This is a genomic window from Halorientalis brevis, from assembly GCF_023077655.1.
Window position 1 is genome coordinate 466,408 of the sequence record NZ_JALLGV010000004.1, and the last position, 15,715, is coordinate 482,122.

A 15,715-nucleotide genomic window follows, 5' to 3' on the forward strand; every position below is an offset into this window, starting at 1 on the left:
TTCACCGGCAACCCGCCGCGCGCGGCTATCCGTCGATCGAAGAGACCGGGGTGATTTAGTGGTCCCGCGGAAAGACGCGACCATGCGCGTCGTCGTCCCGTTCGCGACCGAGATGCCCAAGACGCGACTCGGCGGCGTACTCACCGACGCCGAACGCGAGGCCTTCGCTCGCGCGATGCTCAGTGACGTGCTCTCGGCGCTCGACGCGACCGATCACGACCCGGAACTGCTCGCCACTGATCCCGTGGAGAGCGACGTCCCGGTCACCGTCGACGACCGACCACTCACCGAGGCAGTCAACGCGGTACTCGCGTCGTCCTTCGAGACGGGAGCGCACGAGGCGGTCGCCGTCGTCATGGCCGACCTCGCGTTGGCGACGCCACGGGCGCTCCAGAACCTGTTCGCAGCCGACGGCGACGTGGTCCTGGCACCCGGACGGGGCGGCGGGACGAACGCGCTCCTCGTGCGACACCCCGCGTTCCGCGTCGACTATCACGGCGCCTCGATCCGCGACCACCGTCGCGCGGCCGAGCAGGTCGGGGCCACGGTGAGGGAGGTCGATTCGATGCGACTGGCCACCGACGTGGACGAACCGGCAGATCTCGTCGAGGTGCTCCTCCACGGGTCGGGCCAGTCACGCGAGTGGCTCCGCGAAGCGGGGTTCGATCTCGACGTGACCGACGGCAGAGTCGGCCTCGCGCGCGACGGTACACCAGTGGAAACCAACTGACCGCCACATGTTAACAAGCTTCTAAGACCGTCGAGCCCGTAGCGTCGGTACCGTGTCCCTGCCCGCCCGGCTGTACCTGCTCGTCATCACGGTGCTGTTGTTAGCGGCGCTCATGATCTGTATCCCCGTCATCGTCAACATCGTCCGCGAGGGGCTCGACCGTCGTGAGCAGTGGCGAGCCGACGAGATGGAGATGTACAGTCCGGACCCGGAGTTCGAGGCCGGACCGCCAGCAGTGCTCGACGAGGAGACTCCCGACCTGCCACCCGGGATGGTCGCCTGTCCGTACTGCGGGGCGACGAACGAGTCCGGGTTCGCGTACTGTGGCCGCTGCGTGAGCCCGATCTGACGGGCTCGCCGGAACTGGACCCTTTTTCCGAGTCGAGTACGGAGCAATCGATGTGATTCCGGGGGCCACCGAGTACGGGATCGACGTCGCGCCAGCCCAGGCAGCGATCGAGCGATTGCTCGACGTCGAGCCGGCGGACGTCGAGCCGGCAGCCGAACTCTCCTACTGCCGAAACGTGTTCGTTCCGCTGACGACCGCCTGCCGCTACACCTGTACGTACTGCACGTACTACGATCCGCCGGGCCAGGCCGATCTCATGTCCCCCGACGAAATTCGCGAGACGGTCCGTCGCGGCGCGGACGCCGGCTGCACGGAGGCGCTGTTCACGTTCGGCGACGACCCCGACGACCGCTACGCCGCCGTCCACGACCAGCTCGCCGAGTGGGGTCACGACTCGATCCACGCGTACCTCCGGGAGGCCTGCGAGATCGCGCTCGAGGAGGGACTGCTTCCGCACGCGAACCCGGGCGACCAGACGCGCGAGCAGCTGGCACTCGTCGCCGACGTGAACGCCTCGATGGGAGTGATGCTCGAAACCACCGCCGAGGTGCAGGCCCACGGGGGCCCGCGGGCGAAGAGTCCGGGCCAGCGACTCGACACGATCCGGACCGCCGGCGAACTGGGCGTCCCCTTCACGACCGGGATTCTGGTCGGCATCGGCGAGGACTGGACCGACCGCGCCGAGAGTCTGCTCGCCATCCGGGAGTTACACGAGCGCTACGGCCACGTCCAGGAGGTCATCGTCCAGCCGGTCGTCGAGAACGAGCGCTGGCAGGACGGAACGCCCAGCGTCGAGACGCTGCGCCGCGTCGTCGCGATGGCCCGCGCCGGCCTGCCCGACGACGTGAGCGTGCAGGTGCCGCCGAACCTCGCGCCGGCAAGAGATCTCGTCGACTGCGGCATCGACGACCTCGGCGGCGTCTCGCCGGTGACGGTCGACCACATCAATCCCGAGTACGAGTGGCCGGGCCTGCGCGAACTGGAAGCCGTCGCCGACCACGCGGGCGTGCCGCTCACCGAGCGCTTGCCCGTCTACGAGCGGTACGTCGACGAGGAGTGGCTCTCGCCGACGATCCGCGACGCGCTCCGGGCCGACGACGACGCCGGCGAACGGTTCCGAGCGTGTCTGTCCGACCCGCCCGAACAGCAGCCCTGAGCGTCGACTCGCGGGAGACGCAGCCACGGGTGCAGAACGCACCGCGGAGTCCACGGCACCGATTTACTGGAATCGTTCGGCGAGCACCAGCAGCAGCATCGAGGACGACCAGCCGAGCGGTGAGCCCAGAATGTGCTCGCCGCTGTCGGTCGTCTCCTCGGCAAGGTAGCCGCTCGGGGCCGTCTGTGCGAGCACGTCGTCGAGGATCGCGTCGGCAGTGTGGGTATCGCCCGCCCGCGCGAGCGCGCCGGCAGCCAGCAGCTCCCCGGGAATCCAGGCGATGCCCTGCTCCTTGTAGTTCTCTCGCAGCGCGCTCGTGATGGTTCCGACTTCACCGAACGCGGCGGCCCAGCGGGACGGCCAGACAGCCGCGCCGTTGAACCCCTTGAGGTCGCGCTGAGTTCCCCAGAACCCGACGTCTGTGACGAACTGGTCTCGGTCGAAAAACCGGTCACGCAGAGACTGGCCGATCGTCTCGGCGGCCTCGCTGTACGGCGCCGGGTCCTCGTCCGCGACCCGTGCGAGCGTCGCGCCGGACAGCAACCCCTCGTAGGCCATCGCGTTCGTCCAGAGGGACTGGTGCGAGGACGTCGGACCCTCCTGGATGTCGGGCGTCGCGACCAGCAGGCCGTTGCTCGCGACGGCGTCGACGGTGTAGTCGAGCGCGTCTCTGACGGCGGGCCAGGCGGCCCGGCGGAACGACTCGTCACCGGTCTCGTCGTACAGCTCCCGAACCGCCCACGCGTAGATCGGTTGCTGGTCGTTCTCGACGGTGAGGACGCCCGCGTCGACGCCGCGACTGTCGTAGCACTGCCGGAACGAGCCGTCGTCCTCCTGGACGTGCGGGAGGTACCGGGCGAGGTATCGCTTCCCCGGCTCCGGCAGACCGGCGCGGGCGAGCGCGACGGCGGCGAACGATCCGTCACGCGGCCAGGTCGGGTAGTACGAGGGCTGGAGGTTGCCCGACGCCGAGATGCTTCCAGAGGACGGGTCCGCCAGCTTGGAGACCGTGATCGCCGCGCGGACGGCCGCCTCGCGGTACCTGGCCGGGAGCGCGTCGACCTGGAGATTCCCGACCCGATCCGCCCAGTATCGACGAGCGCGAGCCAATCGCCGGTCGCGGCTCGCGGCCAGTTGTTCGGGCAGTCGCGCGACGTCGGGGCCGCCGGTGACGAAGATCGTCAGGTCCTGGTACTCGCCGGGCGGCACCGAAAGGTCGAACCCGAGGACGCCCGAGAGGTAACGCCCCTCGACGCTGGCGCGGTCGCTCTCGACGACGGACGGGAGGAGGCCAGCGGGAGCGTTGGCGGTCGCCTCGTCGGAGTCGCCGGGACCGGTCCGGGCAACGCTGCTATGTGTGACCGGCGAGTCGCCGTAGATCGACAGCTCGTAGGGACCGTCGAGGTCGGTCCAGCGCAGCCCGTCGTCGGCGACGAGGCGGTTCTCGTCGGACTGCCAGACGACGAAGTTCTGCTGGTTGGCCGTGACGTTCGCCTGGGTGTGATAGTAGAACTCGCCGTCGAGGCGCGCACTGGACTCGTTGTGGACCCGGAACTCGCGAGCGATGGTTTCGGTCCCGGGAACGACGCCGAACGTCTCGTCGACGAGGACGCGACCGGCAGCGTCGTCCCGCGAGCGAACCGTGGCGTCGTCTGCTGCCCCGGTGAGTGCGGCGCGCGGGAAGTCGTACTGCAGTTCGAGGAGCCCAGTGTCGGGCTCGTAGTCGATCCCGTGATCGGCGGCGTCGTCCCACAGCCAGGTCGTCGTCCCGTCGAGGCGGAGGCCACCGAACCCGCCCGCGTGTGGTTTCGCTCCCAGGTGCGGCGCAGCGGCGTCGTGAGAGTAGTAGGGGAGGTGGTGGGTGAAGCCGGTCGCGGGAAAGAGGAGCGTGCTCATGCGGCCGGTTTCGGTGACGCCGGCCGCGATGCCGTCGTCCGGCGTCGAGACGAACCCGGCCTCCGCGGAGAGCTCCTGCATCCCGCCGAGCTTGTTCCCGAACAGCATGGTGAGCTGTGGAACGGTCGAGATGGCGGCGTCCCAGCAGTACTGCCAATCGACCGGGGACGAGCGCGCGAGCCGTGCGATCGCCGCCGGTGGGAGATCGAGGTTCCGAAGATCCATGGGCAACGTCGAGAGCCGGTAGCCCGCCGTCGCAGCCCCCGTCGTCCCGGTAACGACCCCGACTTTGGTCAGCGTGGAGAGAAAATCACGGCGCGTGGGACCGTCTACCATGATTTGCGAGGGAGTACCTACGGCGTGGAGACGGAAAAACACTGCCGCCGTCGCGCGGTTCTCGTCAGTCGCTCGTCACGGTTCTGCCGAGATGTACGGCGAGAAAGACCGGGGTGCCAGCGTCACAGCAACGGCGTGCCGTCGGCCTTCGGCCCGAGACGCGGGCCATGGGGCGACTCGTCGGGGTCGAGGCGGCGGACCTGCTCGTAGTCGGTCGAGCGCTCGGCCGGGACGCGGCCGATGGCCGCGATCATGTCCACGTACTCCTGGACCGAGCGGTACTCGCCGAACTCGCCGCCGGCGCGCTTGGTGATCTCCTCGGAGAGGATGGTGCCCATGAAGTCGTCGGCCCCGCAGTTGAGCATCTTCAGGCCCTGGGCGTCGCCGTACTTCACCCACGAGGACTGGACGTGGTCGACGTTGTCGAGGAAGAGCCGCGACACGGCGATCATCAACTCGTCCTCGTCGGTGCTCGCGCCACCGTCGACCATCCCGCGCTCGAACAGCGGCGTGTCGTGATGGACGAACGAGAGCGGGACGAACTCCGTGATCGCGCCGGTGCGGTCCTGCAACTCGCGGACGCGCTCCAGGTGGAGCGCCCGGTGGGCCTCGTTCTCGACGTGGCCGTACATGATCGTCGCCGTCGTGTCGAGGCCGACCGACGCGGCGGCCTCCATCGCCGTCAGCCACTCGCCCGTGTCGATCTTGCCGGGGCAGATCACGTCCCGCACCTCGTCGACGAGGATCTCGGCGGCGGTCCCCGGCACCGAGTCCAGCCCGGCGTCCTCGAGTCGGGAGAACACCTCCTCGTAGGACCAGTCGGTCCCGCGTCGGGCGTGATAGGCCTCTTCGGGCGTCATCGAGTGGACGTGGACGCCGTCGACGCTCATCGCCTCGATCTGCTCGCAGTAGGTGCCGGGATCGGTGTCGTACTCGGCGGCCGGCCGGTAGTTCAGGTCGCCGCGGTCGCTCGCCTGCAGGATCTCCAGGTGTTCGTCGTCCAGCGCGAGCGCCGGATGGAGCCCCGAAACCGACGTCACCTCGTAGATGCCCATCTCGACGGCGTCTTCGACGATCCGCCGGGATTCGGCGGGCGTCTTGGTGAACCCGTCGTGGTCGACGTCGGCACTCGTCCGGAACTGTTCGGAGCGGTCCTTGAAGTTGCAGAACAGACAGCCAGTGTTGCAGGCGGTCGTGACGTTGTTGTTTACGTTGGCGACGAAGGTGACCTGCTCGCCGACGACGTCGGCCCGGCGGCGGTCGGCGGCTTCGAGGACGCGCTCTTTGCGCTGGCGGTCGATCCCCTCGCGATCGGTCCCGGTCGTGAACAGTTCGATCGCGTCGGCGACCGTTAGCCGGTCGCCGTCGCGGGCCTTCGCCAGGGCGTTCTCGAACGACTGGTCCGTCTCAGGTCTGTGATCGAAGTCGAACTCGTCGGATGGGGTGACCGACGGTTCGAACGCGTCCGACATTGCTCGGTCGAACGCGAGGAACGCGCAAAAACGTGGCGGGTCTGCGTTCAGTCGTCGCCGGCCGTTTCGGCCGACCCGCCGAGACCGAGGTCGAGCAGGTCGGACTCCGCTCGGTCGGCGTCGGACGTGGCGCGCTCCAGCGAGATCGTGACCGTACACCCGCGCTCCGTGTTCTCGAACTCGATCTCGCCGCGCGAGAGGTCGACGACCCAGTCGACGAGCCACAGCCCCACGCTGGAGCCGTGTTCCAGCGCCGTCTCGGCCTTCCGTTCCAGCACGTCGAGTTCCGTGTAGGGAATCCCGGGCCCGTTGTCCGCGACCTTCACCACGACCTGTTCGTCGACCCTTTCGACGGCCACGACCACCTGCGGGTCGGTCTCGTCGTTGTGCATCGCCGCGTTCTCGACGACGTTCTCGACGGCCTGGGAGAGCGCCCAGTGTGCGCGCACCGAACAGCGATCGGGCAGCGACGTCTCGAAGTCGACCGCGGGGAAATCGGTCGCGACCGTCTCGACGGCGTCCTCGACGATGTCCACCACGTCGAGTTCGTTCCGGGTGCGGTCGCCTTCGAGCAGCCGTTCGACGGTTCGGGCCTTCTCGCTCGCGTCGAGGAGGTTGTCGCTTTTCTCCTGGATGGTCTGGAGCCGTTCGGCGCTCAGTCCCGTCGCCTCTTCTTCGAGCAGTTCGGCGTTCGTCTTGACCACCGAGAGGTCGTTACGGACGTTGTGCCGGAGCACGCGGCTGAGCACCTGCTTCAGCAGGTCGAGTTCGTGCTGTTTCTGCCGCAGGTCCGTCACGTCGTAGAAGAGTACCGTCCAGCCCAGTCGTCGGTCGTTCCGGTCGGTCAGCGCGGAGACGCGAACCAGGAAGGTTCGCGTGGTGCCGTGGATAGTCGTCGTGAACTCGTGCCCGTCGAGCAAGTCCGCGACGGCGGCGGGGTCGGACGCAGTTCCGTCGGTCGACTCGTCGGTCGAGCGGACGCTCGGCAACGTCTCCGCCAGTTCGACCATCGCGACGACGCCCTTGCCGACGACGTCGTCGTCGAACCCGAGCAGGTGCTCGGCCGCCTGGTTCAGTTCGATGACCACCCCGTCGGCATCGTAGACGAGGACGCCCCCGTCGATGGCCTCGATGAGAGCGTTCTCCGGCAGCGACACGACGTCGTAGGTGCCCGAGCGAGCGATCCCGACCGCGACGAAGCTGCCCGCGACGACGTACGCGAGCGGCTGGGGCTCGAACGCGGCCGGAAAGAAGGCAAAGCCGACGCCGAAGAGCACGGCCGTCGCGCCGGCCAGCACCAGCATGGTGTTCCGCCAGCGGTACAGTTGCTGGTCGGCTCCCAGCGTGTACGCCGCGAGCGAGGCGACGCTCCCCGCGACCAGCAGCGTCACGTACCCATAGTACACAAGCATCGCCGGCCCGAAGGAGAACGTCAGCGGCGAGGCCAGGCCCGACGGATCGGCCACGGCGACCGACGACCAGAACAGCGAGTGTCCGCCGGCGAACGCCGGGGACGCGTTGGTGACGATCACGAAACTCCCGAGTCCCAGGGGGAGGGCGACGAGCGCGAGCGCCCGCCGGGTCGCCAGCCGGCGACGGTCCGTCCAGACCAGCGTGAAGACGTACCAGAGGAACACGACGCCCGCGCCGAGAACGCTGCACAGCTGCCAGAGCAGTACCTTCGTGGGCAGCGACGGCGCGATCAGCAACAGCAGGTACAGCATCGACTGGACGGTGCCGACGAGCGCTGCGACGAGCAGGAACTGCATCCCCGTGACGTTCCGGTTGGTCCAGTAGAGATACCCGAACGCGGCCATCGCTACGGCGCTGAGCAGATACCCCCCGAGAAGCAGTGCACTCGTCACCATCGGATACGGATAGGTGACGGGTAAACCGCCTTGTAGGTTTGGCCCGCGTTCTCAGTTTTGAGTCCGGTCGACTGCAGCGTACGAGTCTCGCGGCGGCAGGTCTAACGCTCCGGCAGTCAGAAGAGGACGCCCGCCTGGAGCGCGGCCACGAGCACCGTGAGGACGCCGACGCTGGCGACCGTGGTCGTGAAGATCGCGGTGCTCAGGTACTCAGGCGCGGAGATGCCGTCGTGGGTGACGGTGTCGGCGTACTCGATGGTCAGGGCCAGCGGGATCACGGCTGCCGGGGTCGCGGACTCGAGGACGAACACCTTCGCGACCGTCGGATCGGCAAACCCAAGCGCGAGTGCGAGTCCGATCCCGACGAACGGGGCGACGACGAGCTTCAGCACCGATGGTGTGACCGAGCGGGAGACCGCCGTCACGTCCGTCTCGGCCAGTTGAATGCCGAGGATGAGCAACATCACGGGGATCGACGCGTCGCCGACCAGGCCGATCGTCTCCATGACGGCGGTCTCGGGGGCCGGCGCGACGCCGAGTGCACGCACCACGACGCCGGCGACCACCGCGTACAGCAGCGGGAGTCGGAAGATCTCCGTCACCGCCCCGACCGCGCTGCGACTGGTTCCCCGAGAGGCGATGTAGACGCCCAGCGTGTAGACCACGAGGTTCTGGACGGTGAGATAGAGGACGGCGGTCGTGCGGCCGGTGTCCCCGAACGCGAACTCGGAGAGGGGGATACCGACGAACCCCGAGTTCGGGAACGCCGCGGCGAGCATGAGTGCGCCCAGGAGCGGCCCGGACTCGCCGGTGAGTCGGCCGACTGCCCAGGCGATGGCGATCATGAGCACGGCGTAGCCGACCACGCCGACGCTCAGCTTGACCACCGCGCCGCCACCGAGGTCGGTCGTCACGATGCTGTGGAAGGCCAGCGCCGGCACGAGCACGTACAGCCCGGCCGTGTTCAGCGGTCCGACCTCGACGTCGGTGGTCAGCGCCAGCAGATAGCCCACCACGGCGACGGCGAGGATCGGCAACACGGCGTTGGTGAACGCGGCCGTCAACGACACGGTGACTCACCCCCGCACGAGGGTCGCACTGGTCGCTGTCGAAGTCTGGCGTCGATCGTGCGTGTCACTGCGAGGTGCATACGCCTCCTCGGCGCTCGACCCACGAGTATCATTTCAGAAACCCATTCAGTCGCGGAAACGTCGTCAGCGGCGCGTGGACTTTCAGCGCCTGAAACCGTTTCGCGGTTCGAAGCCCTCTATGTCGGTGACCGAGTACCCGACCCTATGAGCGATTCGCTCGCGGAGATCGAGTTTCTCGCCGGGTCGCCCTATCGGATCGAGGTGTTACAGGCGCTGACCGACGACGCGTACACGCGCCGGGAACTCGGCGACGCCGTCGACGCGTCACAGCCGACGATCGGGCGCGTCCTCAGAGATCTCGCCGAGCGACACTGGATCGCCTACGACGGGGAGCGCTACCGCGCGACCGCGACCGGCGAACTCGTCGAAGCCGGCATCACCGACCTCCAGGACCGCCTCGAGACGGAGACGCGGCTCCGCGACGTGATCCCCTGGCTCCCGACCGAGGCGATGGACGTGAGCCTCCAGGCGTTCAGCGACGCGACGATCACCACCCCGAGCGGGACGCGACCGAACGCCCCGATCCAGCGAATGGTCGAACTGCTGGAAGAGGCCGACACCGCGCTGCTCCTCTCACACTCGTTCAACAGGCACAAGCTCGACCTGCTGAGCGAGCGGGTCACCGACGGGACGCTCACCGCGAAGGGCGTGTTCAGCGCCGACGCGATCGACGCGATCGTGGAGACGCCAGAGCTGAGCCAGCGACTCCGCGAGATCAACGACGCGGCGGGAGCGTCGATCCGGGTGGCCAGCGAGGAGGTCCCGTTAGCGATGGAGGTCACCGACGACCGGACGCACCTGCTGTTGCGTGACGAGGAGGGCCTCGTCCGCGCCTCGATCGACACCGACGACGAGCGCGTCAGGGCCTGGGCAGCGGACGTCCACGAGCGCTACTGGGAGCGAGCGACACCGATCGACAGCGCCGAAATCGGATGAAAACGTCTTAGTGGTGAGGGGCGAACCACGAGACAATGACCAGCAGTCAGCGTCTCGGCGGACAGCCGGGGGAGACGAGATGACGAGCGTCAAGGAGTTCCGGATCGAGGAGGACGCGACCGCCACCGAGTTGGGTCGCGGTGCGTTCGTGTTCACGGACGACTACTCCGTGTTCGACTGGGGGAAGATGCCCGACGCCATCCCGAACAAGGGCGCGAGCCTCTGTACGATGGGCGCGTTCAACTTCGAGTTGCTCGAAGCCGCCGGCGTCCCGACCCACTACGAGGGCGTCGTCTCCAACGGCGAGATCGTCCCCCTCGAGGAAGTGCTCGATCCGCCCCGCGAGATGGCCATCCAGCTGACCCAGGTCCCCGACCTACCCCACGACGGCCGCGACTACGACTACGAGAGTTACTACGCCGACGCCGGCGACAACCACCTGATCCCCCTGGAGATCGTCTTCCGCAACACCGTGCCCGTCGGATCGAGTCTCCGCTCCCGCGCCGACCCCGCGGAGTTCGACCTCGACTACGACGAGTGGCCCGAAGAGGTCGTCGACCTCCCGGAGCCGGTCGTCGAGTTCTCGACGAAACTGGAAGAGTCCGACCGCTACCTCAGTCGAGCGGAAGCAGACGAGATCGCAGGTCCCGTCGCCATCGACGACCTGGAAGAGACGGCGCTGGCCGTCAACGAACTCGTCACCGAACGTGCCCGAGAGTGCGGCCTGGTCCACGAGGACGGCAAGATCGAGTGCTTCTATCACGACGGACAGGTGTACGTCGCCGACGTCGTCGGGACGTTCGACGAGAACCGCTTCTCGTTCGACGGCCAGGAGGTCTCGAAGGAGGTCATCCGCCAGTACCACAAGCGGACCCAACCCGAGTGGGTCGAGGCCGTCAGCGAGGCCAAATCGGAGGCCAAAGCCGAAGACCTCGCCGACTGGAAGTCCCTCTGTGAGCAGGATCCGGAACCGCTCCCGGACCACGTCGTCGACGCCGCTCGCGACCTCTACACCGCGGGAACCAACGCCTACATCGGCCGCGACCTGTTCGAGGCACCGACGCTGTCCGAGGCCGTCGAGAGCGTCCGAGAACTGAAGTAGGAAGAGCGCAGTCGATTTTTGCGAGCGCGGAGCGGCGTTCGTGTTACTGCTGTTGGGGCTGTGGGACCGACACCCGTCCGGAGACGAGACTGCCCACGCAGAGGGTGCCACCGGCGAGGGCCGGCAGCGCCCACAGCGGATCGTGATACATGAACACGAAGGTGTCGATGGCCAGTCCGATGCCGACGGCGCCGGCGACGGGTGCCAGCCGCGGCTTCATGAGCGCCAGCAGCCCCATCCCGGTGATACCCACGGCGATGTTCATCACGTGTATGATCGGGAGGATGAAGCCGAACGTCACGTCCTGCGTCAGGTACGCGGCCGTGACGAACCCGGCGACCACGAGGACGATACCGCCCGCCTCAGTTATGCTCCGCGTTTGCATGTTGTATTTTACTTCTGTACTGGCCGTAATAAACTTAATGAGCCACCAGTAGCAGGTCCTTGAGTACCTCGGGAGAACCGTGCCAGCCACGGCCGTGACTGGCGTCGAAACGTCAGAGGACACGTAGAGAACGTGACCGACGGGAGACGGGCCGTCGAGAAGCGGCCGCCCTGAACAGCACCGGTTCAGCCGCCGGCTTCAGCGAACCCGACATCGCGGCTCGGACCGGCGTCCTCCTGCTCGCGGCTCGCTCCACTCACCGCTCGCACAGTCCGAGGCCTCCCATCCGGTCGGCCTCGCGTCAATCGTCGGCTTCAACGAAGCCGATATCGCGGCTCGGACCGACGTCCTCGCCGGTCAATCATCGGCTTCGGTCTCTTCCGGCTCCTGATTCGCCACGACCTCGCCGAGCCCGTCGATCGGCCGATCGGGATTGGCCCTGTCGAGATCGTCCGGCGCACCGAGCTGGACGGACTCCTCGCTGACGTCGTCGCGGAGTCGCGTGCGCCCGCGGTGGACGGACACCTCGTCGTCGAGGTGGAGTCCGATAGCTTCGATGAGGGCCTCGGCCTCCAGCGGCTGGCCCATCTGCTGGAGTTCCTCCTCGGTGGCGTCGTCCGGGACGTTGAACGCCCGCTGGGTGATGATGGGGCCCTGATCGAGGTCGGTCGTGACGTAGTGGGCGGTCACGCCGGCGATGCGGACGCCCTCCTCGATGGCCTGCATGTACGCTTCGGCACCGGGGAACGCCGGCAGCAGGGAGGGATGGACGTTGATGATGCGGCTCTCGTAGCGGAAGACCACGTCGGGACTGAGAATGCGCATGTAGCGCGCGAGGACGACGAGGTCTGCCTCGTACTCCGAGAGGAGTTCGAGGAGGTGGTCCTCGTCGGGCGTCCCTTTCTCGTCGCCGATGTCGTGGAAGGGGACGTCGTACTTCTCGGCCAGCGGCTGGAGGTCGTCGTGGTTGCCGATGACGACGCCGATGTCCGCGCCCAGGTCGCCGTTGGCCCAGGCCTCGAACAGCGCTTCGAGACAGTGGGACTCCTTGGTGACGAGGACGGCGATGGACTGTGTCTCCCGGTCGGCCGGGAAGCGGACCTGAATGTCGACGCCCAGATCGTCGCCGAGGTCGGTCAGGTCCTCGCGGAGTTTCTCCTCTGTGCAGACCATCTCCGTGGTGTCGACGTGCATCGTCATCCGGAAGACGCCCTCCCGGACGGCCTGATCCAGATCCTCGATGTTGATGCCCCGCTCGAACAGCAGGCTGGTGACGTTCGCGATCAGTCCGGTGTCGTCCTCGCCGACGACGGTGATTTCGGTCAGTTTGTGCTTGCGCGTCACGGCGACCACCACCGGCACCCGCGTGCGAGGGTACTCATTGGTCACCGACTCAGCATGGGCCGGCGAAAAAAGTTGTTTTTTGTCGCCAGCACGCGCATTGCCACCGAATACACCCCGCCGCATCGAACCCGCAGCGCTCACGCCGTAGACCTTTGTGTGAGAGCAGCGAAGGCGACGACGAACGCAGGATGCGCTACGCCACGTTCACCGTCGTCGCCGAGTCGGGCTTTACCGGCGTCGGACGGACGATCTCGAGCCACCCGGCGATTACCCACGAAGGCATCCAGAACATCACGCTGCTGGGCGACGGCACCGTCCTGATGCTCACGCAGTTGCGAGGCGACCTCGAACTCGCCCGGACCATTCTGGAGGAGCGCGACGACATCCGCCAGTGCGAGGTGTTCGGGCGCGAGGAGGGGTACGCCTACATCCACGCCGAGGCGACGGAGGTCGTCCAGCAGTTGCTCACCGTCGAGCGCGAGCACGAAGTGCTCATCTCCACGCCGATCGAGTTCGGCGAGGCTGAGCATGGTAAGGGAGAAGAGTTGCGCGTGACGCTGCTGGGCGAGGACCGCACGCTCCAGCGCGTCGTCTCGAACGCGCCCGACGCCGTGGACGTGCGCCTCGAAGAGACCGGCGAGTACCAGCCGAACCTCGACGAGGTCGCGGCGCTGCTCACCGACCGCCAGCGAGAGATCCTCGCGACGGCGGTCGAGATGGGATACTACGAGGTGCCGCGGGAAACGACCCAGCGGAAGATCGCGGACGCGCTCGACGTCGCGCCGGGGACGGTCACCGAACACCTCCAGAAGATCGAGTCGAAAGTCCTCACGCCGCTGGTCCGGTGAGCGGTGCGATCAGTCGCTCGCCGCTGGGTCGTCGACGTTCTCGAGTTTCACCAGTTCGTCGACGCCCGGGATTTCGGCCGTCGCGTCGGTCAGGATGTCGATGCGCCGCGTGAGTTTGTCGCTGGCGTACTCGACCAGCGGGACGGGATCGGCCTCCTCGACCTGATTGGCCTGCACCGTCTCGGAGATCAGCGGGAGCAACGACTGCAACGTGTCCTGGACGACGGCCTCGTCGACGCCCTCCTCGTGGATGAGGTGGCGGACTTTGTGCATCCCGAAGCCGACGTGGCGGCCCTCGTCGGAGCGGACGAAGTTGACGCCCTTGACCAGCCCCGGCAGATGCGCCGTCTCGATGTCGTCGGCGTAGATGTCGGACTTCTCCTCTTTGAACCGGGAGGTGAGCCCGTAGTAGCCGGTCTGGGCCAGCACGCTCTCGACGACGAGGTGGTAGTGACAGTACGCCTTCGCCCGGTTCTCGGGCGTGTCCTCGGTCAGCAGGCGCTCCATGGCGGCTTCGGTCCGGTCGAACAGTTCGACGTACCCTTCGGGGAACCACCGCTGGTCGGTGGGGTTGACCACCTCGTAGCCGCGCTCCTCCGCAACGGGGTTGATGACGTTTCGCCAGTACCGGTCGAAAAACTGGGTGTGTTTGGCCTCCTCGTAGATCTGACTGGAGACGAACATCTGGTCGTCGATGTCCTCGAGCACGAGCGCGAGCGGCATCAGGTCCTCCGTGACGGCCTCTTCGCCGGCCCCGAACAGCGCGATGGTCCCGCGGAGGGCGTCGAAGTGCTCCTGACCCTGGTCCTCCTGCGCGAGCATGTTCTCGCGGTCCTGTTCGAGCAGGTCCTCGGACACGTCCTCGTAGGGGTCCCAGTGGCGGTAGACGGCGTTCTCGAAGTAGCCCTGTGCGAACGAGTCCGGGTCGAGTCGCATGTCGCGACTCGTGTCCTCGACCTGTGTCATACTACCACGTGCCACAGGGATGTGCATACGACTGCTGCCTAGCTTGCTAGGTGGATTTTTGTATCAGTCGCGGTGGCCGACACACCCAAGTCACAAGCGTTTTCGTCCGGGGCGACCGCACTCCGGGTAATGACCGCCTATACCGCGACCGTGACGGTTCGGCTGAAACACGGGGTGCTCGACCCCGAGGCCGAGACGACCCAGCGCGCCCTCGAACGACTGGGCTTCGAGTTGGAGGACCTGCGCTCTGCCGACCAGTTCGAGGTCGACCTGGACGCCGCCGACGCCGACGCGGCCGCCGAGCGCGCCGACGAGATGGCCGAACGCCTGCTCGCGAACCCGACCATCCACGACTACGAGGTCGAAGTTCAGGAACGATGACCTCACTCGCTCCCGCTCGCGTCCGACGGACGCTCACCTCCCGTTCCCTGGTCACCCTCGCCACCAGGAGGTGGCTCGCGTGACAGTCGCCGTCATCCGCTTCGGCGGGTCGAACTGTGACCGCGACGCCGTCGCCGCGCTCGCCGAACTCGACGTCGACGCGGAACTCGTCTGGCACGAGGACGGCCTGCCCGAGGACACCACGGGCATCATGCTCCCCGGGGGCTTCTCCTACGGGGACTACCTCCGGGCCGGCGCGATGGCCGCCCGCTCGCCGATCATGAACGAGGTGCGCGAGGCCGCCGACGAGGGCGTTCCCGTCCTCGGCGTCTGCAACGGCGCCCAGATCGGCTCCGAGTCGGACCTCACGCCCGGCGCGTTCACCACCAACGAGAGCGCGCGCTTCCAGTGTGAACACGTCTACCTCCGCGTCGAGAACGCGGACACGCCCTGGACCGACGCCTACGAGGAAGGCGAAGTCATCCAGTTGCCCATCGCCCACGGCGAGGGCCGCTTCGAGATCAGCGACGACAAGCTGGACGAGCTGGAGGCCGAAGACCGCGTGCTCTTCCGGTACTGCGACGCCGAGGGGAACGTCGACGACGACGCCAATCCCAACGGCTCGAAACACAACGTCGCGGGCGTGCTCGGTGAGCACGACTCCGTGGCCGTGCTGATGCCCCACCCCGAGCGTGCAGCGCTCCCGGACATCGGTCCGACCGACGGGCAGGGCGTGCTGACTGGTTTCGCGGAGTAAGACCCTCAGACGGGGCAAAATACGTTCGTTCGGTCTCG

At 67.3% G+C, this 15,715-nt stretch carries 15 protein-coding genes; 8 read left to right on the forward strand and 7 right to left on the reverse strand.

The genetic code is table 11. The features are described 5' to 3' along the window. The first annotated feature begins 82 nt into the window (after positions 1-82). From cofC to cofG, 3 genes are read left to right on the forward strand one after another with little or no spacing between them, the layout of a single operon-like run. Positions 83-730, forward strand: coding sequence for a 2-phospho-L-lactate guanylyltransferase (cofC, locus tag MU553_RS10580; RefSeq protein WP_247377566.1), 648 nt, complete (start codon positions 83-85; stop codon positions 728-730). A 52-nt stretch (positions 731-782) separates the two neighbouring features. Further along, positions 783-1,079, forward strand: coding sequence for a DUF7577 domain-containing protein (locus tag MU553_RS10585; protein ID WP_247377058.1), 297 nt, complete (start codon positions 783-785; stop codon positions 1,077-1,079). A 52-nt stretch (positions 1,080-1,131) separates the two neighbouring features. Beyond that, complete coding sequence (cofG, locus tag MU553_RS10590; protein ID WP_247377056.1) at positions 1,132-2,235, forward strand: 7,8-didemethyl-8-hydroxy-5-deazariboflavin synthase subunit CofG; 1,104 nt, start codon at positions 1,132-1,134, stop codon at positions 2,233-2,235. A gap of 63 nt (positions 2,236-2,298) precedes the next feature. Here cofG and MU553_RS10595 read toward each other — a convergent pair whose 3' ends face one another. The 4 genes from MU553_RS10595 to MU553_RS10610 form a co-directional block, all read right to left on the reverse strand. Beyond that, positions 2,299-4,467: a glucosidase family protein gene (locus MU553_RS10595; protein ID WP_247377055.1), complete on the reverse strand. Its 2,169-nt coding sequence runs from the start codon at positions 4,465-4,467 to the stop codon at positions 2,299-2,301. Positions 4,468-4,589: 122 nt separating this feature from the next. Beyond that, on the reverse strand, positions 4,590-5,939 hold the full coding sequence (gene cofH / locus MU553_RS10600) for a 7,8-didemethyl-8-hydroxy-5-deazariboflavin synthase subunit CofH (RefSeq protein ID WP_247377053.1): 1,350 nt from the start codon (positions 5,937-5,939) through the stop codon (positions 4,590-4,592). 47 nt (positions 5,940-5,986) lie between these two features. After that, the gene (locus MU553_RS10605; RefSeq protein WP_247377051.1) at positions 5,987-7,807 is read right to left on the reverse strand and encodes a histidine kinase N-terminal 7TM domain-containing protein; all 1,821 of its coding nucleotides are present in this window, start codon (positions 7,805-7,807) and stop codon (positions 5,987-5,989) included. Between the two features lie 116 nt (positions 7,808-7,923). Beyond that, positions 7,924-8,877 (reverse strand): AEC family transporter, encoded by a 954-nt coding sequence (locus MU553_RS10610; RefSeq protein WP_247377049.1) that lies wholly within the window; start codon positions 8,875-8,877, stop codon positions 7,924-7,926. Positions 8,878-9,102: 225 nt separating this feature from the next. On the opposite strand from MU553_RS10610, the gene MU553_RS10615 reads away from it, so the two are divergent. Continuing rightward, the gene (locus MU553_RS10615; protein ID WP_247377047.1) at positions 9,103-9,894 is read left to right on the forward strand and encodes a helix-turn-helix transcriptional regulator; all 792 of its coding nucleotides are present in this window, start codon (positions 9,103-9,105) and stop codon (positions 9,892-9,894) included. A gap of 79 nt (positions 9,895-9,973) precedes the next feature. Continuing rightward, positions 9,974-10,996, forward strand: coding sequence for a phosphoribosylaminoimidazolesuccinocarboxamide synthase (locus MU553_RS10620; RefSeq protein WP_247377045.1), 1,023 nt, complete (start codon positions 9,974-9,976; stop codon positions 10,994-10,996). 43 nt (positions 10,997-11,039) lie between these two features. Here MU553_RS10620 and MU553_RS10625 read toward each other — a convergent pair whose 3' ends face one another. Then, positions 11,040-11,381: a hypothetical protein gene (locus tag MU553_RS10625; RefSeq protein WP_247377043.1), complete on the reverse strand. Its 342-nt coding sequence runs from the start codon at positions 11,379-11,381 to the stop codon at positions 11,040-11,042. A 357-nt stretch (positions 11,382-11,738) separates the two neighbouring features. Further along, positions 11,739-12,734: a formyltetrahydrofolate deformylase gene (locus MU553_RS10630; protein ID WP_247377563.1), complete on the reverse strand. Its 996-nt coding sequence runs from the start codon at positions 12,732-12,734 to the stop codon at positions 11,739-11,741. Between the two features lie 179 nt (positions 12,735-12,913). On the opposite strand from MU553_RS10630, the gene MU553_RS10635 reads away from it, so the two are divergent. After that, positions 12,914-13,573, forward strand: coding sequence for a helix-turn-helix domain-containing protein (locus MU553_RS10635; RefSeq protein ID WP_247377040.1), 660 nt, complete (start codon positions 12,914-12,916; stop codon positions 13,571-13,573). Positions 13,574-13,582: 9 nt separating this feature from the next. On the opposite strand, the gene MU553_RS10640 is transcribed toward MU553_RS10635, so the two are convergent. Then, complete coding sequence (locus tag MU553_RS10640) at positions 13,583-14,539, reverse strand: ferritin family protein (RefSeq protein WP_247377037.1); 957 nt, start codon at positions 14,537-14,539, stop codon at positions 13,583-13,585. Positions 14,540-14,668: 129 nt separating this feature from the next. Here MU553_RS10640 and purS point away from each other — a divergent pair, with 129 nt between their 5' ends. Continuing rightward, positions 14,669-14,920: a phosphoribosylformylglycinamidine synthase subunit PurS gene (purS, locus tag MU553_RS10645; RefSeq protein WP_247377034.1), complete on the forward strand. Its 252-nt coding sequence runs from the start codon at positions 14,669-14,671 to the stop codon at positions 14,918-14,920. Positions 14,921-14,999: 79 nt separating this feature from the next. Beyond that, the gene (gene purQ / locus MU553_RS10650) at positions 15,000-15,677 is read left to right on the forward strand and encodes a phosphoribosylformylglycinamidine synthase I (protein ID WP_247377032.1); all 678 of its coding nucleotides are present in this window, start codon (positions 15,000-15,002) and stop codon (positions 15,675-15,677) included. Positions 15,678-15,715: the final 38 nt, after the last annotated feature.